This window comes from Pseudomonas sp. W2I6 (assembly GCF_030815935.1).
GTDB lineage: Bacteria > Pseudomonadota > Gammaproteobacteria > Pseudomonadales > Pseudomonadaceae > Aquipseudomonas.
In genome coordinates this window covers 6,816,620-6,840,164 of the sequence record NZ_JAUSXJ010000001.1, presented here as the reverse complement: position 1 = coordinate 6,840,164, position 23,545 = coordinate 6,816,620, and the positions used below count along the sequence as shown (strand labels likewise).

The window sequence follows — 23,545 nt, the reverse complement described above, 5'->3', positions numbered from 1 at the left end:
GGAGCAAGCTCCCTCGCCACACGAAGTGCTTGTGCCAATGGGGTACCTGTTATGCATAAGCCCTGCGCCTTGATCCCGGTCTATAACCACGAAGCCGCCGTGCCCGCCGTGGTTCATAGCGTGCTGTCCAGCGGCCTGCCATGCCTGCTGGTAGACGATGGCAGCAGCGCCGCCTGCGCCGCCGTGCTGGCGCAACTGGCAACCCTCGACAACGTGTCCCTGCTGACCCTGCCCGCCAACCAGGGCAAAGGCGCCGCCGTCATGGCCGGCTTTCGCGAAGCCGCACGCCTGGGTTTCACCCACGCCCTGCAAGTGGACGCCGACGGCCAGCACGACCTGCGGGAAGTCGGTACCTTCCTCGACGCCTCCCGCGCCCACCCGAATGCGGTGATCTGCGGCTACCCGGAATACGACGAAAGCGTGCCCAAGGGCCGCCTTTACGCGCGCTACCTGACCCACGTTTGGGTGTGGATCAATACCTTGTCGCTGCAGATCCGCGATTCCATGTGCGGCTTTCGCGTGTACCCACTGCCACCGACCCTGGCCTTGATGGACTCGGCCAACATCGGCAAACGCATGGATTTCGACTCCGACATCCTGGTGCGCCTGGCCTGGCGCAACCAGCCGATGCGCTGGCTGCCGACCAAGGTGCACTACCCCGCCGACGGCCTGTCGCACTTTCGCCTGTTCCACGACAACGCGCTGATTTCCTCGATGCACACCCGGCTGTTCTTCGGCATGTTGGTGCGCGCGCCGATGATCCTCTGGCGCCGGTGGCAGGCATGAGCCAGGACACCAAGCACTGGGCCGACCGCGAGGAGCGCGGCAGCTTCTGGCTGATGAAATTCACCGCCTTCGCCGCCAAGGTCCTCGGGCGCCGGCTGCTGAGCCCGCTGCTCTACGGCATCGTTTTCTACTTCTTTCTGTTCGGCCGCACGGCCCGCCAAAGCGCCTGGCAATACCAGCAGCGCCTGGCCGACTGGAGCCGGCGCGACGACCTGCGCCCTACCCACAGAAGCGTCTTCGGCCAGTTCATGGCGTTCGCCGACGCCCTGCTGGACAAGCTCGACGTATGGAACGGCAAGCTGCGCCTGGAGCAGATCGAAATCATCGACCCGGGCCCAACTGCGCGGCCAGCTGCGCAGCGAACGCGGGCAGATGCTGGTGGGCGCGCACCTGGGCAATCTTGAGGTGTGCCGCGCCCTCGCCGAGCTTGGCGAAAAGGTCACCATGAACGTGCTGGTGCACACCAAGCACGCTGAACGTTTCAACCGGATTCTGGGCGAAGCCGGGGCGACCAATCTGCACCTGATCCAGGTCAGCGAACTTGACCCGGCGGTGATGATGCTGCTCAGCCAGCGCCTCGACGACGGCGAGTGGCTGGCGATTGCCGGCGACCGCGTACCGCTGCATGGCGGGCGTACGGTGCGCGTGGATTTCCTCGGCCATGACGCCGCCTTCCCCCAAGGCCCGTGGCTGTTGGCCGGTTTGCTGAAATGCCCGGTCAACCTGCTGATGTGCTTGAAGCATCAAGGCCGTTATCGCCTGATCATCGAGCCGTTTGCCCGGTTGATCGAATGGAAACGCAGCGACCGCCAGCAGGTGATCGCACAATGGACCGCCCGCTACGCCGAGCGCCTGGGCCAGTTCTGCCTGGAAGCGCCCCAACAATGGTTCAACTTTTACCCTTTCTGGAAGACCGATGACGACGCATCTTGAGCCGGTAACCTTCGGCGAAATTCCCCTGCGCATCGAAGACGTGCTGGCCCTGGCCAACCGTCAGGCGCCGACTCAACTGCAAGCCGATGCCAAGTACCGCCAGCGCATCGCCAAGGGCGCGCAGTTCCTGGATTCGTTGCTGGACAAGGAAGGCGTGATCTACGGCGTGACCACCGGCTACGGCGACTCGTGCGTGGTGGCGGTGCCGCTGGAGCACGTCGAAGCGCTGCCCCGCCACCTCTACACGTTCCACGGCTGCGGCCTGGGCAAGTTGCTGGATGCGCAAGCCACCCGCGCGGTGCTGGCGGCGCGGTTGCAGTCGCTGTGCCATGGCGTGTCGGGCGTGCGCGTGGAGTTGCTGGAGCGCCTGCACGCGTTCCTGGAATTCGACGTGCTGCCGCTGATTCCGGAAGAAGGCTCGGTGGGCGCCAGCGGTGACTTGACGCCGCTGTCCTACGTGGCCGCAACCTTGTCTGGTGAGCGCGAAGTGATGTTCCGTGGCGAACGCCGCCAGGCGTCGGAGGTGCACCGCGAGCTGGGCTGGGACCCGCTGGTACTGCGCCCGAAAGAGGCCCTGGCACTGATGAACGGCACCGCCGTGATGACCGGCCTCGCCTGCCTGGCCTTCGCCCGCGCCGACTACCTGCTGCAACTGGCCACGCGCATCACCGCGCTGAACGTGGTGGCGCTGCAAGGCAACCCGGAGCATTTCGACGAGCGCCTGTTCGCCGCCAAGCCGCACCCGGGGCAGATGCAAGTCGCCGCCTGGCTGCGCAAGGATCTGGCCATTGACGCGCCGACCGCGCCGCTGCATCGCCTGCAAGACCGTTACTCCCTGCGCTGCGCGCCCCACGTCCTGGGCGTGCTGGCCGACAGCCTGAACTGGTTGCGCTCGTTCATCGAGATCGAACTCAACAGCGCCAACGACAACCCGATCATCGACGCCGAAGAAGAACGCGTGCTTCACGGCGGCCACTTCTACGGCGGCCACATCGCGTTCGCCATGGACAGCCTCAAGACCCTGGTGGCCAACGTCGCCGACCTGCTGGACCGCCAGCTCGCGCTGCTGGTGGACGTGCGTTACAACCACGGCTTGCCGAGCAATTTGTCGGGTGCGCCAGCCGAGCGGGCGATGATCAACCACGGCTTCAAGGCTGTGCAGATCGGCACCAGCGCCTGGACCGCCGAAGCGCTGAAAAACACCATGCCGGCCAGCGTGTTCTCGCGCTCCACCGAGTGCCACAACCAGGACAAGGTGAGCATGGGCACCATCGCCGCCCGCGATGCGATTCGTGTGCTGGAACTGACCGAACAAGTCGCCGCCGCCACCTTGCTCGCCGCCAACCAGGGCGTATGGCTGCGGGCCCAGGCTGAAGATGCGCGCCCGCTGCCGCCGGCGCTGGCCGCCATGCACGACGAGCTGGCCAAAGACTTCCCGCCGGTCATCGAAGACCGCGCCCTGGAAGGCGAATTGCGCCTGTGCCTGAAACGCATCGCCGAGCAACACTGGAGGCTGCATGCGTAGCCCCGGCGTGTTGCACTGCGACACTGAAATCCTCGTGCCGTTTTTCGACATCGACACCATGAACGTGGTGTGGCACGGGCACTACGTAAAGTACCTGGAAGTCGCCCGCTGCGCCTTGCTGGACAAGCTCGGCCACAACTACACAGCGATGCTGCAAGCGGGTTACGCCTGGCCGGTGATCGACATGCAACTGCGCTATGTGCGCGGTGCAACCTTCGGCCAGACCATCAACGTGCGCGCCAGCCTGGTGGAGTGGGAGAACCGCTTGAAGGTCAATTACCTGATCAGCGACAAGGCCACCGGTGAGCGTCTGACCCGCGCCAGCACCGTGCAAGTGGCGGTGGAAATTGCCAGCCGCGAAATGCAGTTGGCATCGCCGAAGGTATTTGTCGACGCAGTCGAGAGGGCGCTGTCATGACACACAACCCTGTGGGAGCGGGCTTGCCCGCGATGGTCGTCAACGATAACGCGAGACGCCTGACACTTCTCGGCGCCCTCAGGTTCTTCGCGAGCAAGCTCGCTCCCACAAGGACCGCGCTAATCCTGTTGTTAAGCATTCCAGGCCTGGCCCATGCTTTCGACCTGCAGCAACTCAGCGATCAGCTGGCAAAACCGTCGGTGATCCACGGAAACTTCATCCAGGAAAAACACCTGCGCGCGCTGCCGCAGCCGCTGACCAGCAAGGGCACCTTCGTCCTGGCCAAGGACCACGGCCTGCTGTGGCTGCTGAAAACCCCGCTGCAACAGGACTACCGCATCAGCGCCAACGGCATCGCCCGGCGTGACGCCAACGGCTGGCAATTGCTGCCGAACAAGAGCGCCGGCGCCGAGCAGAACCGTTTGTTCCTCGCCGTGTTACAGGGCGACAGCAGCGGCTTGCAGCGTGACTTCGAACTGCAGCTGCAAGGCGAAGCCACGCAGTGGAAACTCACGTTGATCCCGCGCTCGCTGCTGCTCAAGCAGGTGTTCACCCAAATCAATATCGACGGCGGCGAACTGGTGCAGAAGATCGAGCTGCTGGAAACCCAGGGCGACAGCACCGTACTGCGCATGCAGGACAGCACCAGCAGCCAGCCCTTGAGCGACGCGGAGCAACACGACTTTGCCGAGTGAACGCTGGTTGCCGCGCCTGTTCCTGATCCTGCTGGTGGCCGTGTTGGCCCTGGCGGGTTGGCAATGGCGCCATGGCGCGCCGTTGTCGGCGAATTTGATGGAACTGGTGCCCGGCACCGCGCCGGATGCGCTGGAGCTGCGGGCCGAACAGCGCATGCAGGAACCGCTGAACCGCGAAATGCTGGTGCTGGTGGGGCATGCCGATCGACAAAAAGCCGTGGCCATGGCGACGCAATTGGGCGAAGCCTGGCAAGCCAGCGGCCTGTTTGAGAAAGTTCAGTGGAACCTCCAAGCCGACCTGCCGGCCCTGCGTCAGCAGTTGCTGCAAGGCCGGCTGGCGATGCTCTCGGCCAAGGATCGCGAGCAACTGATCGACGAGCCCCAGGCGTTTATTCAGCAGCGGGTTCAGGCGCTGTTCGACCCGTTCACCGGCTTCAGCCTGGTGCCCAGCCAGGACGATTGGCTGGGCCTCACCGGGCGCATCCAGAACAGCCAGCCGCAACACGGTTCGGTGCAGCTGGATATCGGCAGCGGCGCGCTGATCGCCGATGCCGACGGCAAAAGCTGGGTACTGCTGCGGGCCCGCACCACCGGCAATGCCTTCGACATGAAACTGCCGCTGCAAGTGGCTGACCTGCTCAAGGCCAGCCGCGAGCAGGCCGACCAGCAAGGCGCGCAATTGCTCGCCGCCAGCGGCCTGCTGTATGCAGCCAATGGTCAGCAGCAGGCCACCCGGGAAATCACTTGGGTCGGCGGCGGCGCGACGGTAGGCATCCTGTTATTGCTGCTGCTTGCGTTCCGCCGCTGGCGGGTGTTGCTGGCGTTCGTGCCGGTGCTGGTGGGCATGCTGTTTGGTGCGGTGGCCTGTGTGGCGCTGTTCGGGCATATGCATGTGATCACGCTGGTGCTGGGCTCGAGCCTGATCGGCGTGGCGGTGGATTACCCGCTGCATTACCTGTCCAAGAGCTGGAGCATGAGCCCTTGGCGCAGTTGGCCGGCCTTGCGCCTGACCTTGCCGGGCCTGAGCCTGAGCCTGGCCACCAGTTGCATCGGTTACCTGGCCCTGGCGTGGACGCCGTTCCCGGCGCTGACGCAAATCGCGGTGTTCTCCGCTGCCGGTCTGGTAGGTGCTTACCTGTCGGCCGTGTGCCTGTTGCCGGCCTTGCTCAAAGGCGTCGAGCTGCGCCCGGCGCAGTGGCCGCTGCGCATTGCCGAGTTCCTGCTGAGCGTGCGCGAGTCGCTGCTCAAGCGCCTGCCAAGCCCGGTGTTGTTGATACTGGTGTTGGTGTTTTGCGCCGGTGGGCTGTGGCACCTGAACAGCAAAAACGATATCCGCCAGTGGATCGGTGCGCCGCCGCAGTTGCTGCAGGAAGCCCAGGCCGTTGCGCGGATTACCGGGTTCCAGCCCACCAGCCAGTTCTTCCTCGTACGGGCGGACAACCAGCAGCAGTTGCTGGAACGCCAGGCCGCGCTGAGCCAGCGCCTGGATCAGTTGGTGAACATGGACAAGCTCCAGGGTTACCTGGCGCTCAATCAGTTGGTCAGCGCGCCGGCGGAGCAACAGCAACTGCGTGAAGCCCTGAACCAACTGCCGCAGTACTGGCAGCCATTGCTGGACCTCGGCGTACCGGCCGCCGCCCTGCAAGCCGAGTTGGCCCAGTTGCAGTCACTGCCCACCGAAGACATCGACGCGGCGCTGATCGGCCCACTGGCGGAGCCGTGGCGCACACTGTGGCTGGGGAATGTCGACGGTGGCGTGGCGGCGATGGTGAGCCTGCAAGGGTTGAACAACCCAGCCTTGCTGCGGGTGCAGGCCCTGGATCTGCCCGGCGTGCAGTTGGTGGACCGCCTGGGCGACTTGAACCAGGTGTTCGCCGCCACACAGATCAGCGCGGCGGAATTGAAATTGATGTCCTGCGTGTTGATCGTACTGCTGCTGATCCTGCCGTTCGGCTTCGGCGGCGCCTTGCGCATCGTCGCCCTGCCGTTGCTGGCGGCGCTGTGCAGCCTGGCCAGCCTGGGTTGGCTGGGGCAGCCGTTGACGTTGTTCAGCCTGTTCGGCCTGCTGCTGGTGACCGCCATCAGCGTCGACTACGCGATCCTGATGCGTGAACAAATTGGCGGCGCCGCCGTGAGCCTGTTGGGCACACTGTTGGCGGCCGTGACTACTTGGCTATCGTTCGGCCTGCTGGCTATTTCCAGCACACCGGCGGTGAGTAATTTTGGGCTGTCGGTGAGCCTGGGGCTGGCGTTCAGCTTCATGCTGGCGCCGTGGGCCAGCCCGTCCGGGACAAGGAAGATGAGATGAGCAGCCAATACCTGAGTAAAAACTACGTCGAAGAAACCAAATTCGGCTTCTGGTTCCTGCGCAGCCACACCTGGCAGCACCATGTGCTGCGCGTGGCCATCAACGACCTGCGCAGCTTGTTCAGCGACCCGCTGCCGGTTGCTCCGGTGCTGCTGGACGCCGGCTGCGGCCAGGGCAAGTCGTTCCAGTACCTGCAGCAGGTGTTCGCCCCCGACCGCCTGATCGGCCTCGACGCCGACCCCCACAGCCTCGACCTGAGCCGCGCCGAAGCCGCGCGCCAGGGTATCGCCATCGAGTTGATCGGCAGCGACTGCGCGACCCTCGACGTGGCCGACGCCAGTGTCGACGTGCTGTTCTGTCACCAGACCTTCCATCATCTGGTGGAACAACATCGCGCCCTGAAAGAGTTCTATCGGGTGCTCAAGCCGGGCGGCTACCTGCTGTTTGCCGAATCCACCGAGGCCTATATCGACACCTGGGTCATTCGCTGGCTGTTTCGTCACCCGATGCATGTGCAGAAAAGCGCCGAGGAGTACCTTGAGATGATTCGCGAGCAGGGCTTTGAGTTCGGCCCGCAGAACGTCTCGTACCCGTACCTGTGGTGGAGCCGCGCCACCGACTTCGGCCTGCTTGAGCGCTGGGGCCTGCGCCAGCCAAAACCGGCCGGCCAGCGCGAAGAAACCCTGGTCAACGTGGTCGCCCGCAAACCTCTGGCGAGCGCTGAAACATGATCCGAATGCTGTTGATCGGCTGCCTGTTGCTGCTGGGCGCGTGCGCCAGCCAGCCGCCGTTGCCGTCGAAAACCCCGGTGCTGAGCCTGCCGTTGCAACTGCATGTGCAGCGCGAACAGGATGGCCAACGCCAGGACTGGTTGCTGGTGATGCAGCGCGAAGGCGGCGGGATCCGCTGGTCGATGATGGACCCGCTGGGCATTCCCCAGGCTCGGCAGATGCTGATCAATGGCGCCTGGCAGGCCGACGGTCTGCTGCCGCCCAATCCCCAGGCGCGTGAATTGTTTGCCGCGCTGTTGTTCGCCCTGACCTCGGCGGATGAAGTTTCCAGGCTGTACCCCGGCACCCAGGAAATGGACCTGATCCGCACCCTGCCGTCCCACTGGAAGATCACCTATCACTCCTCCCTGGTGTTTCGCGTGGACGTGATCGGGCAACACCTGACCTACCACATCTCGCCGCTAGGGGCTGCCCGATGAGCGCCTACCTCAATGCCCTCGGCGTGATCTGCGCCCTGGGCCGCGACAAGCGCGAAGTCAGCCGCAGCCTGTTTGCCGGCGACTGCTCCGGCATGCGCGCCGAAAGCGGCTGGGTGCCGGAGCGTGTGTTGCCGGTGGCCTCTGTGCACGGTGAACTGGCGGCGATACCGCCCGGGCTGGAATCCCATCGCAGCCGCAATAACCAGTTGCTGCTGGAAGCCGCGTTGCAGATTGACGACGAGATCCGGCAAGCGATCCAGACGTTCGGCGCGTCGCGCATTGGCATCGTGCTCGGCACCAGCACCTCGGGCATCGATGAAGCCAGCCGTGGCATCGCCCACTATCTGCGGGAAAACCAGTTCCCCGCCGACTACGACTATCAGCAACAGGCGCTTGGCGCCCCGGCCGATTTCCTCGCCGACTGGCTGCAACTGAGCGGCCCGGCCTACGTGATTTCCACCGCCTGCACCTCCAGCGCACGAGCGCTGATGAGTGCCCAACGCCTGTTGGACCTGGGCGTGTGCGATGCGGTGATCTGCGGTGGCGTCGACACGCTGTGCAAGCTGACCCTCAATGGTTTTTCGTCGCTGGAAGCGGTTTCGGCAGAGCGCTGCAATCCGTTTTCGCTGAACCGCAACGGCATCAATATCGGCGAAGCCGCCGTGCTGTTCCTGATGAGCAAAACCCCGGCGCCGGTCGCACTGCTGGGCAGTGGCGCCAGTTGCGACGCCCACCATATTTCCGCCCCCGAGCCTACCGGCAAGGGTGCGTTGCAAGCGATGCGCAAGGCCCTGGCCAGCGCACAACTGGCGCCCGGACAAATCGGTTACCTGAACCTGCACGGCACCGCTACCCAACATAACGATGCCATGGAAAGCCTGGCGGTCGCGGCCCTGTTCCCGGACGGCGTAGCCTGCTCCTCGACCAAACCCATGACCGGCCACACCCTGGGCGCCGCAGGCGCGCTGGAAGCGGCGTTCTGCTGGCTGAGCCTGGCAGAAGGCGTAGTGCCGCCGCATGTCTGGGATGGCCAGGCGGACCCCGACCTGCCCGTACTGAAGTGGGCGTCGCCCGGCGACGCCCTGGAAAAACGCTGCCTGATGAGCAACTCGTTTGCCTTCGGCGGCAACAACGTCAGCCTGATTATCGGAGACGCCCCATGACTGATTGGCCGCTCGCCGAACTGCTGCCCCACGCCGGTGACATGATCCTGATCGATCAGGTCCTGAGCTTTGATGAAGAACAGATCCAGACCCGCCTGACGGTCAAGCCCGGCGGTCTTTTCAACCGCGCCGACGGCAGCCTGCCTGCGTGGGTCGGCATTGAGTTGATGGCGCAAAGCGTCGCCGCCTACGCCGGTTGCCGTGCGCGCCAGAAAGGTGAAACCGTGGAGTTGGGCTTCCTGCTGGGCACGCGCAAGTTCGAGTGCAACGTCGAGCACTTTCCCGCAGGCACCGAGCTGACCATCCACGGCCTGCGCTCCCTGGAAGACGACAACGGCATGGGTGTGTTCGAATGCCACCTCACCGGTCACGGCATCCAGGCCAGCGCGCGCTTGAACGTATTTCGACCGCCCCAGGCGGCCAACTATTTAGATGAATCGAAGGACACCACGCCATGACTGAATCCGTATTGGTGACCGGCTCCAGCCGTGGCATCGGCCGCGCTATCGCTGTGCGCCTGGCCCAGGCCGGGCACGACATCGTGCTGCATTGCCGCAGCGGGCGTGCCGAGGCGGATGCGGTGCAGGTCGAAATCGAAGCGCTGGGGCGCAAGGCCCGGGTGTTGCAATTCGATGTGGCGGACCGCGCCAGCTGCAAGGAGATCCTTGAAGCCGACGTGGAAGCCCATGGCGCGTATTACGGCGTGGTGCTCAATGCGGGCCTGACGCGCGACGGCGCGTTTCCAGCGCTGTCGGAAGACGATTGGGACGTGGTGATGCGCACCAACCTCGACGGTTTCTACAACGTGCTGCACCCGGTGATGATGCCGATGATTCGTCGTCGCGCCGCCGGGCGGATCGTGTGCATCACCTCGGTATCCGGGCTGATCGGCAACCGCGGCCAGGTCAACTACAGCGCGTCCAAGGCCGGCCTGATCGGCGCCGCCAAGGCCCTGGCCATCGAGCTGGGCAAGCGCAAGATCACCGTCAACTGCGTGGCCCCCGGGCTGATCGACACCGCGATGCTCGATGAAAACGTACCGGTGGAAGAGCTGATGAAAATGATCCCGGCCCAGCGCATGGGCACCCCGGAAGAAGTCGCCGGGGCGGTAAATTTCCTGATGTCGGCAGAGGCCGGCTACATCACCCGCCAAGTGCTGGCCGTGAATGGAGGCCTGTGCTGATGAAACGCGTGGTGGTCACCGGCATGGCCGGCGTTACGTCCCTGGGCAGCGATTGGGCAACCATCGCCGCCAACTTCGGCGCCAACCGCAGCGGCATCCGGCGCATGGATGAGTGGGACCGTTTCACCGAACTGAACACACGGCTGGCCGGGCCGATCGATGATTTCGTGGTACCCGCCCACTGGACCCGCAAGCAACTGCGCAGCATGGGCCGGGTTTCCCGGCTGGCGGTATGGGCAGCGGAGCAGGCGCTGAAAGATGCCGGCTTGCTGGGCGACGAGTCGATCAAGGACGGGCGCATGGGCGTGGCCTGTGGCTCGTCCACCGGCAGCACCGACGAGATCAAGGCCTTCGGCAATATGCTGCTGAACTCGGTGGCCGAGGGGCTGAACGCCAACTCCTACGTGCGGATGATGCCCCACACCACGGCAGCGAATATCAGCATTTTCTTCGGCCTCACCGGCCGGCTGATACCCACCTCCAGCGCGTGCACCAGCGGCAGCCAGGGCATCGGCTACGCCTATGAGGCCATCAAGTTCGGCCGCCTGCCGCTGATGTTGGCAGGTGGCGCCGAAGAGCTGTGCCCTACCGAAGCCATGGTGTTCGATGCGCTGTACGCCACCAGCCTGAAAAATGATGCACCACAAACCAGCCCGCGTCCCTACGACAGTGGGCGCGACGGCCTGGTGATCGGCGAAGGCGGCGGCATCCTGGTACTCGAAGAACTGGAACATGCACTGGCCCGTGGCGCGCATATCCACGCCGAAATCGTCGGCTTCGGCAGCAACGCCGACGGCCAGCACACCACCCGCCCGGAACAGGCCACCATGCGCCGCGCCATGGAACTGGCATTGGAAGATGCGGGGCTTGCGCCCGACGCGATCGGCTATGTGAACGGCCATGGCACCGCCACCGACCAGGGCGACATCGCCGAAACCCTGGCCACCAGCAGCCTGTTCGGCAGCCGCATGCCCATCAGCTCGCAGAAGAGTTTCCTCGGCCACACCCTGGGCGCATGCGGCGCGCTGGAGTCGTGGTTCAGCATCGAGATGATGAACCGCAACCAATACGTGCACACCTTCAACCTCGACGAAGTCGACCCGCGCTGCGGCGAGCTGGACTACCTGCAAGGTGAGTTCCGCGAGCTGCACAGCGACTATGTGATGAACAACAATTTTGCCTTTGGCGGCGTCAACACTTCGCTGATCTTCCGCCGCTGGGTCTAAGTTTTTTACTGACTGGAGAAATGGAATGTCTTCCCTGCTACGCGCAACACTGGTCGCTTTGGCCCTGCTCACCACCGCTGGCTGCACCAACAAACCGGTGCTCAACACCCAGCATGACTTGCCGGCGAACCCGCAGGTCAACGAAGAAAAAATGAAGCAGACCATTATCGCGGCCTTGAACAAACGCCAATGGGTGGTGCAGCGCCTGAGCCCGCAACTGGTGCAGGCCGAGATCAACGTGCGCAACCAGTTCCACGCTGAAATCGACATTCGCTACACCGCCACCAGCTACGCCATCACCTACCGCGACAGCCGCGACCTGGGCTACAAGGACGGCAAGATTCACCGCAACTACAACCGCTGGGTGAGCATGCTGGACCGTGACATCCTGGCGGCGTTGCGCACCAATGGTGTGAGTGACACGGCACAGTTGCTCCAGCAGACCGGGACGTCGAAGCAGAACTGAAACACCCGCTTCCCTGTGGCGAGGGAGCTTGCTCCCGTTGGGGCGCGAAGCGCCCCTGAAACCTGCGATTGAAGGTTGTCTGGTAAAACTCAGTCGTCGGGTTTCGGGGCTGCTGCGCAGCCCAGCGGGAGCAAGCTCCCTCGCCACAGGTTATGCGTCGGTCATACCAATGCCTTGCGGGTCAGCAGCTCGACAAACGCCTTGGCCATCGGCGTCTGCTGGCCCTTGCGCTGCACCAGCCACACCGCCGTCACCGCCTCCTGATCCAGCAACGTGCGATACACCACGCCATCAATGCGGATCCGCTGATACGACGCCGGTAACACCGAGACACCCAACCCCGCCGCCACCAGGCCAATGATGGTCATTGCCTCCCCGGCCTCCTGGGCGAAATGCGGGCTGAAGCCGGCATCACGCGCCAGGCTCATCAATTGGGCATACAACCCGCTGCCGTAAGTCCGCGGGAAAAACACAAACGGCTCTTCGGCCAATTGCGCCAGGTGCAAACCACGCTCACTGCCCTCCACCAGCGGATGCCCGGCGTTCAGCACGGCCACCAAGGGCTCGCGCATCAGTTCCACGACGCTCAAGGAATCGGGCAACGGCAACGGTCGCATCAACCCCACCTGAATCGACTCATCCACCAGCGACTCGGCCACCTCCGTGCTGCTCATCTCCTGCAGATTCAAATGCACCGCCGGGAATGCCTGGCGAAACGCGAAGATCGCCTGTGGGATGCTGGAGTTGAACGGCGCAGAAGAGGTGAAGCCAATCTTCAACTCCCCCAGTTCCCCCAACTGCGCCCGACGCGCCACGTCCGCCGCTTTATCCACCTGCGCCAGCACCAACCGCGCCTCTTGCAGGAACAACCTGCCGGCCTCGCTCAGCTCGACCCGACGATTGGTACGCTCAAACAACCGCGCACCTATCTCCTGCTCCAGCGCCTGGATCTGCTGGCTCAGGGGCGGCTGGGAGATCCCCAGCACCTGCGCGGCGCGGCCAAAATGCAGCTCTTCAGCCACGGCGATGAAGTAACGCAGGTGGCGCAGCTCCATGAAAACCTCATTAGGTCGTAAAAGCTCTTAAACAGGTCGAACAATATATTGGAAAGAATCAATAGGGAGCTATATTCTTTTTTGCATTGCCAGCCCTGGCAGCCTTTCCTCCCCGAGGTCCCGCGTGAAATCTGCTGTCGCTCCGCTTGCTCAAGAAGTACCGCCCACCGCCCTCGATGAAGTGGTGGCACAGCTCAACGAGCAGTACATCGAAAAAGGCACCCCGATGTTCATGCGCACGGTGCTGGCGCTGTTCTCCGGCGGTTTCGCCACTTTCGCCCTGCTCTACTGCGTACAGCCGATGATGCCGGCGCTGTCCCACGAGTTTTCCATCAATGCCGCGCAAAGCAGCCTGATTCTCTCGGTGGCCACCGGCATGCTTGCCATTGGCCTGCTGATCACCGGGCCGATTTCCGACACCCTGGGGCGCAAGCCGGTGATGGTTGCCGCACTGTTCTGCGCCGCGCTGTGCACCATCGCCAGCGGCCTGATGCCAAGCTGGGAAGGCATCCTGCTGATGCGTGCACTGGTGGGCCTGTCCCTCAGCGGCCTGGCAGCGGTGGCCATGACCTACCTGAGTGAAGAGATCCACCCGCAACACATCGGCTTGGCCATGGGCCTGTATATCGGCGGTAACGCCATTGGCGGGATGAGCGGGCGCTTGATCATCGGTGTGCTGATCGACTTCGTCAGCTGGCACACCGCGATGCTGATCATCGGCGCCCTGGCGCTGATCGCGGCCACGGTGTTCTGGAAGATCCTCCCCGAATCGCGCAACTTCCGCGCCAGCACCCTGCACCCGCGCAGCCTGGTGGACGGCTTCACCATGCACTTCAAGGACGCCGGCCTGCCGTGGCTGTTCCTCGAAGCCTTCGTGCTGATGGGCGCCTTTGTGACGATGTTCAACTACATCGGCTACCGCTTGCTGGCGGACCCGTACGATTTGAGCCAGGCCGTGGTAGGCCTGCTGTCGCTGGTCTACCTCTCGGGTATCTACAGCTCGGCGAAAATCGGCTCCCTGGCCGACCGCCTGGGCCGTCGTCGCGTGCTCTGGGGCACCATCGTGCTGATGCTCGGCGGCATCGCCCTGACGCTGTTTACCCCGCTGTGGCTGGTAGTGCCCGGCATGCTGATCTTCACCTTCGGCTTCTTCGGCGCCCACTCGGTGGCCAGCAGCTGGATCGGCCGCCGCGCACTGAAAGCCAAGGGCCAGGCGTCGTCGCTGTACCTGTTCAGTTACTACGTGGGGTCGAGTATTGCGGGGACGGCGGGCGGTTTTTTCTGGCACTACGCCGGGTGGAACGGGATTGGCGGGTTTATCGTCGCGCTGTTGATCGTCGCGTTGCTGGTGGCGTTGAAGCTGGCGAAGTTGCCACCGTTGCAGGAAGCCAAGGCTTAACCAGCGCTTACAAAAAAGCCCGGCATCTGCCGGGCTTTTTCATTGCCGCGCGATCACTCGTGATACTGCGCCGATAACTCGTGCACCGCCCGCAGGAACGCGCCTGCGTGCTCCGGATCAACTTCCGGAGTAATGCCGTGGCCAAGGTTGAACACGTGACCACTGCCTTTTCCGTAGCTGGCGAGGATGCGGCCGACTTCAGCGCGGATCGCTTCCGGCTTGGCGTACAGCACGGTCGGGTCCATGTTGCCTTGCAGCGCAACCTTGTTGCCCACGCGGCGACGGGCTTCGCCGAGGTCGCAGGTCCAGTCCAGGCCCAGCGCGTCGGCGCCGGCGTCGGCGATGCTTTCCAGCCACAGGCCGCCGCCCTTGGTGAACATGATCACCGGCACCTTGCGGCCTTCGTGTTCGCGGATCAGGCCGCTGACGATCTTGCGCATGTAGGCCAGGGAGAACTCCTGGTACGCCGCCGCCGACAGGTTGCCACCCCAGGTGTCGAAAATCTGCACCGCCTGGGCGCCGGCCATGATCTGGCCGTTGAGGTAGGAGGTGACCGACTGCGCCAGCTTGTCCAGCAGCAGGTGCATGGCTTGCGGGTTGTCGTAGAGCATGGCCTTGGTCTTGCGGAAGTCTTTCGACGAGCCGCCTTCGACCATGTAGGTGGCCAGGGTCCACGGGCTGCCGGAGAAGCCGATCAGCGGCACGCGGCCGTTCAGCTCGCGGCGGATGGTGCTGACCGCATCCATGACGTAGCCCAGGTCCTTGTGGGGGTCGGGGATCGGCAGGGCTTCGATGTCGGCCAGGGTGCTGACGACTTTCTTGAAACGCGGGCCTTCGCCGGTTTCGAAGTACAGGCCCTGGCCCATGGCGTCAGGGATGGTCAGGATATCGGAGAACAGGATGGCCGCATCCAGCTGTGGATAGCGGTCCAGCGGTTGCATGGTGACTTCGCAGGCGAACTCCGGGTTCATGCACAGGCTCATGAAGTCGCCGGCGTGGGCGCGACTGGCGCGGTATTCCGGCAGGTAGCGACCGGCCTGGCGCATCATCCACACAGGGGTGACGTCCACGGGTTGCTTGAGCAGGGCACGAAGGAAACGGTCGTTCTTGAGGGCAGTCATGTCGGCATCCGCAAAAAAAGTGCGGGCATTTTCTCAGAGCGCGACGCAAAAGGCACGGCAAGAGCCGTGCCTTTTGTCTATCGGGTCAATTTGTCGCGGATATGAAAGCGCCACAAAACAAATGTGGGAGCGGGCTTGCTCGCGAAAGCGGTGGGTCAGCCAACACATCTGGTGACTGATATACCGCATTCGCGAGCAAGCCCGCTCCCACATTTTGATCCCATTTCAATCCGGGATCGGGGTCAGACCTGCAGGTAATCCAGGATCCCTTCGGCGGCGTTGCGGCCTTCGAAGATGGCCGTCACTACCAGGTCAGACCCGCGCACCATGTCGCCACCGGCGAAGATTTTCGGGTTGCTGGTCTGGTGTTTGTACTGGCCTTGTTCCGGGGCTACAACGCGGCCCTGGCTGTCGGTCTGGATTTCGAACTGCTCGAACCACGGCGCCGGGCTTGGGCGGAAACCGAAGGCGATGACCACGGCGTCTGCCGGGATGATCTCTTCGGAACCCGGGATCGGCTCAGGGCTGCGACGGCCACGGGCATCCGGTTCGCCGAGACGGGTCTCGACCACTTTCACGCCTTCGACACGGTCTTCACCGACGATAGCGATCGGCTGGCGGTTGTAGAGGAATTTCACGCCTTCTTCCTTGGCGTTCTTCACCTCTTTGCGCGAACCCGGCATGTTGGCTTCGTCACGACGGTAGGCACAGGTCACCGACTTGGCGCCCTGGCGAATCGAAGTGCGGTTGCAGTCCATCGCGGTATCACCACCGCCCAGCACCACGACCTTCTTGCCTTTCATGTCGACGAAATCTTCCGGCGACTTTTCAAAGCCCAGGTTGCGGTTGACGTTGGCGATCAGGAAGTCCAGAGCGTCGTACACGCCCGGCAGGTCTTCACCGGCGAAGCCACCCTTCATGTAGGTGTAGGTGCCCATGCCCATGAACACGGCATCGTATTCTTCGAGCAGTTGCTCCATGGTCACGTCCTTGCCGATTTCGGTATTGAGGCGGAACTCGATACCCATGCCGGTGAAGACTTCGCGACGATGGCTCAGTACGGTTTTTTCCAGCTTGAACTCGGGGATGCCGAAGGTCAGCAGGCCACCGATTTCCGGGTTCTTGTCGAACACCACCGGGGTCACGCCGCCACGCACCAGCACGTCGGCACAGCCCAGGCCCGCCGGGCCCGCGCCGATGATCGCGACGCGCTTGCCGGTCGGCTTGACCTTGGACATGTCCGGGCGCCAGCCCATGGCGAACGCGGTGTCGGTGATGTACTTCTCCACCGAACCGATGGTCACCGCGCCGAAGCCGTCGTTGAGGGTGCACGCACCCTCGCACAGACGGTCCTGCGGGCACACCCGGCCGCACACTTCCGGCAGGGTGTTGGTCTGGTGCGACAACTCGGCGGCGGCGAGGATGTTGCCCTCGGCCACCAGCTTCAGCCAGTTCGGAATGAAGTTGTGCACCGGGCACTTCCATTCGCAATACGGGTTACCGCAACCCAGGCAGCGGTGGGCCTGGTCGGCCGAGTGCTGGGGTTTGAAGGGCTCGTAGATTTCCACGAACTCTTTCTTGCGTTGACGCAACAGTTTCTTCTTCGGATCTTTGCGCCCGACATCGATGAACTGGAAGTCGTTATTCAGACGTTCAGCCATGTTAAAACCTCATCAAACTCTTCAGGCGCATATCACTGCGGGTTGGCACGGATGCTGGAAAGCAACGATTTCAGGTTGGCAGCCTTGGGCTTGACCAGCCAGAAACGGCGCAGGTAGTCATCGAGGTTTTCAGCGAGGTTGCGACCCCATTCGCTGTTGGTTTCCTCGACATATTCGTCCAGCACATGCTGCAAGTGGTTGCGATAGGATTCCATCGCTTCGCCGCTGATCCGCTGGATCTCCACCAACTCGTGGTTCACCTTGTCGACGAAGGTGTTGTCCTGGTCGAGCACGTAGGCGAAACCGCCGGTCATGCCCGAACCGAAGTTGTAGCCGGTCTTGCCCAGCACCGCGACAAAACCCCCGGTCATGTACTCGCAGCAGTGATCGCCCGTGCCTTCAACCACGGTGTGGGCACCGGAGTTACGCACTGCGAAACGCTCACCGGCCGTGCCCGCAGCAAACAGCTTGCCGCCGGTTGCGCCGTACAGGCAGGTGTTGCCGATGATGGCACTGTCTTGAGTCTTGTAGACGCTGCCCACTGGCGGGACGATCACCAGCTTGCCGCCGGTCATGCCCTTGCCCACGTAGTCGTTGGCGTCGCCTTCGAGGTACATGTTCAAGCCACCGGCGTTCCATACGCCGAAGCTCTGGCCAGCGGTGCCCTTGAAGCGGAAGGTGATCGGCGCCTTGGCCATGCCCTGGTTGCCGTGCTTGCGCGCGATTTCGCCGGAGATGCGTGCGCCGATGGAACGGTCGCAGTTGCAGATATCCAGGGCGAATTCGCCGCCGCTTGCGTCGTTGATCGACGAAGTGGCCATCTCGACCATCTTCTCGGCCAGCAGGCCCTTGTCGAACGGCGGGTTGCGGTCAACCTGGCAGAACTGTGGCTTGTCGGCCGGGATGTGATCGCTGCCCAACAACGGCGTCAGGTCCAGGTGCTGTTGCTTGGCGGTCTGGCCTTCGAGGATGTCCAGCAGGTCGGTACGGCCGATCAGCTCTTCCAGGGAACGCACGCCCAGCTTGGCCAGCCACTCACGGGTTTCCTCGGCGACGTAGGTGAAGAAATTCACCACCATGTCGACGGTACCGATGTAGTGATCCTTGCGCAGCTTCTCGTTCTGAGTGGCCACGCCGGTGGCGCAGTTGTTCAGGTGGCAGATGCGCAGGTATTTGCAGCCCAGGGCGATCATTGGCGCGGTGCCGAAGCCGAAGCTTTCGGCGCCGAGGATTGCAGCCTTGATCACGTCGAGGCCGGTTTTCAGGCCACCGTCGGTCTGCACCCGGACTTTGCCGCGCAGGTCGTTGCCGCGCAGGGTCTGGTGGGTTTCAGCCAGGCCCAGTTCCCACGGTGCGCCGGCGTACTTGATGGAGGTCAGCGGCGAAGCGCCGGTGCCGCCGTCGTAGCCGGAGATAGTGATCAGGTCGGCATAGGCCTTGGCCACACCGGCGGCGATGGTGCCCACGCCGGCTTCTGCGACCAGTTTCACCGAGACCAGGGCCTGCGGGTTGACTTGTTTCAGGTCGAAAATCAGCTGCGACAAATCCTCGATCGAGTAGATGTCGTGGTGCGGCGGCGGTGAAATCAACGTCACGCCCGGCACTGCATAACGCAGCTTGGCGATCAGGCCGTTGACCTTGCCGCCTGGCAGTTGCCCGCCTTCGCCCGGCTTGGCGCCCTGGGCAACCTTGATCTGCAGCACTTCGGCGTTGACCAGGTATTCCGGGGTCACACCAAAGCGGCCAGTGGCGACCTGCTTGATTTTCGAGCTCTTGATGGTGCCGTAGCGCGCCGGGTCTTCACCGCCTTCGCCGGAGTTTGAACGCGCACCCAGGCGGTTCATGGCTTCGGCCAGGGCTTCGTGAGCCTCAGGCGACAAGGCGCCCAGGGAAATACCGGCGGAGTCGAAACGCTTGAGGATCGATTCCAGTGGCTCGATCTCGCTGATGGCCAGCGGCGTGTCCAGGGTTTTCACCTTGAACAGGTCGCGGATCATCGACACCGGGCGGTTATCCACCAGCGCGGTGTATTCCTTGAACTTGGCGTAGTCGCCTTGCTGCACGGCGGCTTGCAGGGTGTTGACCACGTCCGGGTTGTAGGCGTGGTATTCGCCACCGTGCACGAACTTCAGCAGGCCGCCTTGCTGGATCGGCTTGCGCGCGCTCCAGGCTTCGGCGGCCAGGGCTTTCTGCTCGGCTTCGATGTCGACGAAACGCGCACCCTTGATGCGGCTCGGCACACCACGGAAGCTCATCTCGCAAACTTCTTCCGACAGGCCGATGGCTTCGAACAATTGCGCGCCGCGGTAGGACGTGACGGTGGAGATGCCCATCTTCGACAGGATCTTCAGCAGGCCCTTCGTGATGCCTTTCCGGTAGTTCTTGAACACCTCGTAGAGGTCGCCCAGCACTTCGCCGGTACGGATCAGGTCGCCGAGTACTTCGTAAGCCAGGAACGGATACACCGCCGAGGCGCCGAAGCCGATCAACACCGCAAAGTGATGCGGGTCGCGGGCGGTGGCGGTTTCAACCAGGATGTTGGAATCGCAACGCAGGCCCTTTTCGGTCAGGCGGTGGTGTACCGCGCCGGTGGCCAGGGAAGCGTGGATCGGCAGCTTGCCCGGGGCGATATGGCGGTCGGTCAGCACGATCTGGGTACGGCCGGCACGCACGGCTTCTTCCGCCTGATCGGCGACATTGCGCACCGCGGCTTCAAGGCCGAGGCTCTCGTCGTAGTTCAGGTCGATGATCTGCCGGTCGAAGCCCGGGCGGTCCAGGGTCATCAACGAACGCCATTTGGCCGGGGAAATCACCGGCGAGCTGAGGATCACGCGGGAAGCGTGCTCAGGCGATTCCTGGAAAATGTTGCGCTCGGCACCGAGGCACACTTCCAGGGACATCACGATGGCTTCGCGCAGCGGGTCGATCGGCGGGTTGGTCACCTGGGCGAACTGCTGGCGGAAATAGTCGTACGGCGTGCGCACGCGCTGGGACAGCACGGCCATTGGCGTGTCATCGCCCATGGAGCCGACGGCTTCGTAGCCCTGCTCGCCCAGTGGGCGCAGCACCTGGTCACGTTCTTCGAAGGTGACCTGGTACATCTTCATGTACTGCTTGAGCTGGTCGACGTCGTAGAAGGCAGAACCGTGGTCGTTGTCTTCCATGGTTGCCTGGATGCGCAGGGCATTCTTGCGCAGCCATTGCTTGTACGGATGACGGGACTTCAAGCGGTTGTCGATGGCATCGGTGTCGAGAATCTGACCGGTCTCGGTGTCCACGGCGAGGATCTGGCCCGGGCCGACACGGCCCTTGGCGATCACGTCTTCCGGCTTGTAGTTCCACACGCCGATTTCCGACGCCAGGGTGATGAAGCCGTTGGTGGTGGTCACCCAACGCGCCGGGCGCAGTCCGTTACGGTCGAGCAGGCACACGGCGTAGCGACCGTCGGTCATTACCACGCCGGCCGGGCCGTCCCACGGTTCCATGTGCATCGAGTTGTACTCATAGAACGCCCGCAGGTCGGGGTCCATGGTCTCGACGTTCTGCCACGCTGGCGGAATGATCATGCGCACGCCACGGAACAGGTCGATGCCGCCAGTGACCATCAGTTCGAGCATGTTGTCCATGCTGGAGGAGTCGGAACCCACGCGGTTGACCAGCGGGCCGAGCTCTTCCAGGTCCATCAGGTCGTTGGCGAACTTGGTGCGACGGGCCACGGCCCAGTTGCGGTTGCCGGTGATGGTGTTGATCTCGCCGTTGTGGGCGAGGAAGCGGAATGGCTGGGCCAGCGGCCATTTCGGCAGGGTATTGGTGGAGAAGCGCTGGTGGAACACGCAGATTGCGGTTTGCAGGCGCTCATCGCTCAGGTCTGGATAGAAGGCGGTCAAGTCCGCCGGCATCATCAGGCCTTTATAAATGATGGTCTTGTGGGAAAAGCTGCAGATGTAGTGGTCGGTGTCGGCGGCATTGGCCACGGACGAGCGACGACGAGAGGTGAACAGCTTGATCGCCATGTCCTGGTCGCTCAGGCCGTCGCCTGCGATGAACACTTGTTCGATCTGCGGCAGGCGCTCCAGGGCCAGGCGGCCCAGTACGCTGGTGTCGATCGGCACTTTGCGCCAGCCGACGAGCTGCAGGCCAGCGGCCAGGATCTCGCGGTTCATGTTCTCGCGAGCAGCTTCGGCTTTTACCGAGTCCTGGTTGAAGAACACCATGCCCACAGCGTACTGCTTGGGCAAATCGGCGCCGAAATGTTCCTTGGCGACTGCGCGCAGGAACTGGTCGGGCTTTTGAATCAGCAAGCCGCAACCGTCACCGGTCTTGCCGTCGGCGTTGATCCCACCGCGGTGGGTCATGCAGGTCAGGGCCTCGATGGCCGTTTGCAAAAGGGTATGACTGGGCTCGCCCTGCATGTGGGCTATCAGGCCGAAACCGCAGTTATCCTTGAATTCATCGGGTTGGTACAGACCTGCTTTCATAGACACTTTCTCACCAGGCTGCCTCTTATTCCGAGGCAAATTTCTTTTCAATTCAACCGGTTACCTTCCACGCCGAACGTACGCCGGCTTAGCGGGGGCAAAAGGGAGGTCATTGTACACACCGACACAGACGCTCACAAATTTAGCGACGAAATGTCGCAAATCTATGTCGCATTTATGAAAGGTTTAAAGCGATATGCTGTGCTAGTCAAAACTTTTTTAATTTTGACCGCTACGACTCAAAAGCCACTGTGACGCAGACACCACAAAGCGCGCGGCCTTCAGGGCTGCACGCTGTGTTGTTTTTTTTGAGGTGCCGAGAGGGCGGCCTGGGTAAGGCCGCCGGATCTTCAGCGAGTTGTTGCCAGTTCTTGTTGAACGCTGGCGACAGTGCGAGGCCAAGGTTTACCAGCCTGAACCTTCGCTGGCAAGGCCTTGATAGCGGATTCCGCTGCTGTACGGCTGGAGAAGTTGCCGTAAGTGATCACGTAGAGAGGCTTGCCGTTGAGCACTTTCTTGAAATAACGGTACTCGCCGCCCTGCTCTTTCACGAACGCCTGGGCGTTGGCTTCGGAGCTGGTGCCGAGGATCTGCACCACGAAGTTACCGGTAGGCTGGCTGGCATACCAGCTGCTGCCGGCAGCGCCAGTCGCGGCCTTGGCCACGACGGCCGGTTTTTCGGCAGGCTTGGCGGCTGGAGCCGGCTTGGCCGCAGGCGCCGGGGCGACCGGCTTGGCCACAGGCGCAGGCTTGGCGGTGGCGACCTGGGCTGGCGCTGGCGTCGGCTTGGCCGCTGGCTGACCGGCTGGCACGCCCGCAGGTGGCGCGGTGGTGGTCACGGTCGGCGGCGTGGCGCTGGAGCCTTCCACGGGCACCCCATCGTCGCCTTCGGAGATGCCGCCAGCTTCTTCGGCGAGCGGGCCGCGCATCACCGGTTGGCCGACCATTGGCAGGTTGGTGGGTTGGCCGGAGTTGGCAAACTCAACGTTCGGTGTTGGCTTGCCCAGTGGCAACTGCGCCTGTTCGGTTGGCGCGCCAGCGGTGGTCGGTGCCTTGTTGCGACCTGGAATCAACCAGGCGGCGGCGACGGCAACCACGACAACGGCAGAAATTGCCAATACGTGCTTCTTCGGCATAGTAAACCCCATCTTTGGACGCTTTACCGCTGAGCGGCTGGCAATCATGGCTTCGATCATGGCATCCCGGGCAACCTGGTTGATGGTGCCAGGCCAGCCGTCGGAGCTTTCGTGAATATCAGAGATCTGCGAAGCGGAGAAAAGTTCGATGCCCTGCCCTGCGCCTTCCAGCCGCTGGGCCAGGTATTCGCGGGTTTCTTCTTCTTCGTAAGGCTGCAGTTCGATGACGTGGAACAGCTCCTGCTCGCCGCTGATCTGTTCAAGTTCGGCGATCAGCGAAGACTCGCCAAACAGGAACACATGCGGGCGCCCTTCAGGCGTACCGGCCGCCAGGGCCAGCAACGCTTCCAGGGCAGATTCGTCGAGCTGCTCGGCGTCATCCACCAGCAGGTAGACTTCCTGGCCGGTCAGGCCCAGTTGCACCACTTGCTTGAGGATCGCATTCGGCTCGGCAGTGGACACGTCGAGGGCCTGGGCCACTTGACGCAACACGCCTGCCGCATCACCGGCACCACGGGCGGAAACCACCACGCTCTGTACCGATTGCTTGTTGGTGCTGGCCACCAGTGCCTGGCGCAGCAAGGTCTTGCCGCTGCCCAATGGGCCGGTGACCACCAGCAGCAACTGGCTGTAGCGCGCCAGGTGGTGCAGTTGCCCCAGCACCGGCTTGCGTTGCGCAGGGAAAAACTTGAAACCAGGCACCCGAGGAGCAAAAGGGTCGTGGCTTAACTGGTAATGGCCGAGGAACGCCTCGTCGGCATGCAAACTAGTCATCGGGATCT

The 23,545-nt window shown here is 63.2% G+C and carries 18 protein-coding genes and 1 pseudogene; 14 read left to right on the top strand and 5 right to left on the bottom strand.

Annotation, left to right across the window (positions count from 1 at the left end; all coding sequences use genetic code 11):
- Positions 1-51: 51 nt before the first annotated feature.
- The 13 genes and pseudogenes from QF039_RS31585 to QF039_RS31525 all read left to right on the top strand — a co-directional run bounded on the left by QF039_RS31585 (position 52) and on the right by QF039_RS31525 (position 11,913).
- On the top strand, positions 52-786 hold the full coding sequence (locus QF039_RS31585; protein ID WP_307522446.1) for a glycosyltransferase family 2 protein: 735 nt from the start codon (positions 52-54) through the stop codon (positions 784-786).
- Positions 783-1,719, top strand: a pseudogene (locus QF039_RS31580) (glycosyl transferase). Before QF039_RS31585 ends, QF039_RS31580 begins: the two are co-directional and overlap by 4 nt.
- Complete coding sequence (gene hutH, locus QF039_RS31575) at positions 1,703-3,244, top strand: histidine ammonia-lyase (RefSeq protein ID WP_003209379.1); 1,542 nt, start codon at positions 1,703-1,705, stop codon at positions 3,242-3,244. The pseudogene QF039_RS31580 and the gene hutH overlap by 17 nt, the downstream one beginning before the upstream one ends.
- The gene (locus QF039_RS31570) at positions 3,237-3,662 is read left to right on the top strand and encodes a thioesterase family protein (protein WP_178902871.1); all 426 of its coding nucleotides are present in this window, start codon (positions 3,237-3,239) and stop codon (positions 3,660-3,662) included. Before hutH ends, QF039_RS31570 begins: the two co-directional genes overlap by 8 nt.
- Positions 3,659-4,357: an outer membrane lipoprotein carrier protein LolA gene (locus QF039_RS31565; protein WP_307522443.1), complete on the top strand. Its 699-nt coding sequence runs from the start codon at positions 3,659-3,661 to the stop codon at positions 4,355-4,357. The genes QF039_RS31570 and QF039_RS31565 overlap by 4 nt, the downstream gene beginning before the upstream one ends.
- The gene (locus QF039_RS31560) at positions 4,347-6,665 is read left to right on the top strand and encodes an MMPL family transporter (RefSeq protein ID WP_307522441.1); all 2,319 of its coding nucleotides are present in this window, start codon (positions 4,347-4,349) and stop codon (positions 6,663-6,665) included. The genes QF039_RS31565 and QF039_RS31560 overlap by 11 nt, the downstream gene beginning before the upstream one ends.
- The gene (locus QF039_RS31555; protein WP_008439235.1) at positions 6,662-7,396 is read left to right on the top strand and encodes a class I SAM-dependent methyltransferase; all 735 of its coding nucleotides are present in this window, start codon (positions 6,662-6,664) and stop codon (positions 7,394-7,396) included. Before QF039_RS31560 ends, QF039_RS31555 begins: the two co-directional genes overlap by 4 nt.
- Positions 7,393-7,875 (top strand): hypothetical protein, encoded by a 483-nt coding sequence (locus QF039_RS31550; RefSeq protein ID WP_032899865.1) that lies wholly within the window; start codon positions 7,393-7,395, stop codon positions 7,873-7,875. Before QF039_RS31555 ends, QF039_RS31550 begins: the two co-directional genes overlap by 4 nt.
- Positions 7,872-9,038 (top strand): beta-ketoacyl-[acyl-carrier-protein] synthase family protein, encoded by a 1,167-nt coding sequence (locus QF039_RS31545; protein WP_307522438.1) that lies wholly within the window; start codon positions 7,872-7,874, stop codon positions 9,036-9,038. The genes QF039_RS31550 and QF039_RS31545 overlap by 4 nt, the downstream gene beginning before the upstream one ends.
- Positions 9,035-9,496 carry a hotdog family protein gene (locus tag QF039_RS31540; RefSeq protein WP_307522436.1) on the top strand — a complete coding sequence of 154 codons (462 nt, stop codon included), beginning with the start codon at positions 9,035-9,037 and terminating at the stop codon, positions 9,494-9,496. Before QF039_RS31545 ends, QF039_RS31540 begins: the two co-directional genes overlap by 4 nt.
- Positions 9,493-10,221 carry a 3-oxoacyl-ACP reductase FabG gene (gene fabG, locus QF039_RS31535; protein WP_087692521.1) on the top strand — a complete coding sequence of 243 codons (729 nt, stop codon included), beginning with the start codon at positions 9,493-9,495 and terminating at the stop codon, positions 10,219-10,221. The genes QF039_RS31540 and fabG overlap by 4 nt, the downstream gene beginning before the upstream one ends.
- Complete coding sequence (locus tag QF039_RS31530) at positions 10,221-11,447, top strand: beta-ketoacyl-ACP synthase (RefSeq protein ID WP_307522433.1); 1,227 nt, start codon at positions 10,221-10,223, stop codon at positions 11,445-11,447. Before fabG ends, QF039_RS31530 begins: the two co-directional genes overlap by 1 nt.
- A 25-nt stretch (positions 11,448-11,472) precedes the next feature.
- Positions 11,473-11,913, top strand: coding sequence for a hypothetical protein (locus tag QF039_RS31525; RefSeq protein ID WP_003209360.1), 441 nt, complete (start codon positions 11,473-11,475; stop codon positions 11,911-11,913).
- A gap of 161 nt (positions 11,914-12,074) precedes the next feature.
- Here the strand turns inward: QF039_RS31525 and QF039_RS31520 are convergent, their stop codons facing one another.
- A complete protein-coding gene (locus QF039_RS31520) occupies positions 12,075-12,968 on the bottom strand; it encodes a LysR family transcriptional regulator (protein WP_003209358.1) in 894 nt (297 codons plus the stop codon).
- A gap of 181 nt (positions 12,969-13,149) precedes the next feature.
- Between QF039_RS31520 and QF039_RS31515 the strand changes: the two genes are divergently transcribed.
- Positions 13,150-14,367, top strand: a complete 1,218-nt coding sequence (locus QF039_RS31515) for an MFS transporter (protein ID WP_371132458.1) — start codon at positions 13,150-13,152, stop codon at positions 14,365-14,367.
- Between the two features lie 53 nt (positions 14,368-14,420).
- On the opposite strand, the gene hemE is transcribed toward QF039_RS31515, so the two are convergent.
- The 4 genes from hemE to QF039_RS31495 all read right to left on the bottom strand — a co-directional run bounded on the left by hemE (position 14,421) and on the right by QF039_RS31495 (position 23,537).
- Entirely contained in the window at positions 14,421-15,488 is a 1,068-nt protein-coding gene (gene hemE / locus QF039_RS31510) for a uroporphyrinogen decarboxylase (RefSeq protein WP_003209355.1), read from the bottom strand.
- 242 nt (positions 15,489-15,730) lie between these two features.
- On the bottom strand, positions 15,731-17,149 hold the full coding sequence (locus QF039_RS31505) for an FAD-dependent oxidoreductase (RefSeq protein WP_003209353.1): 1,419 nt from the start codon (positions 17,147-17,149) through the stop codon (positions 15,731-15,733).
- 32 nt (positions 17,150-17,181) lie between these two features.
- A complete protein-coding gene (gene gltB / locus QF039_RS31500; protein WP_307522429.1) occupies positions 17,182-21,627 on the bottom strand; it encodes a glutamate synthase large subunit in 4,446 nt (1,481 codons plus the stop codon).
- Between the two features lie 350 nt (positions 21,628-21,977).
- Positions 21,978-23,537, bottom strand: coding sequence for an SPOR domain-containing protein (locus QF039_RS31495; protein WP_003209350.1), 1,560 nt, complete (start codon positions 23,535-23,537; stop codon positions 21,978-21,980).
- Positions 23,538-23,545 lie beyond the last annotated feature (8 nt).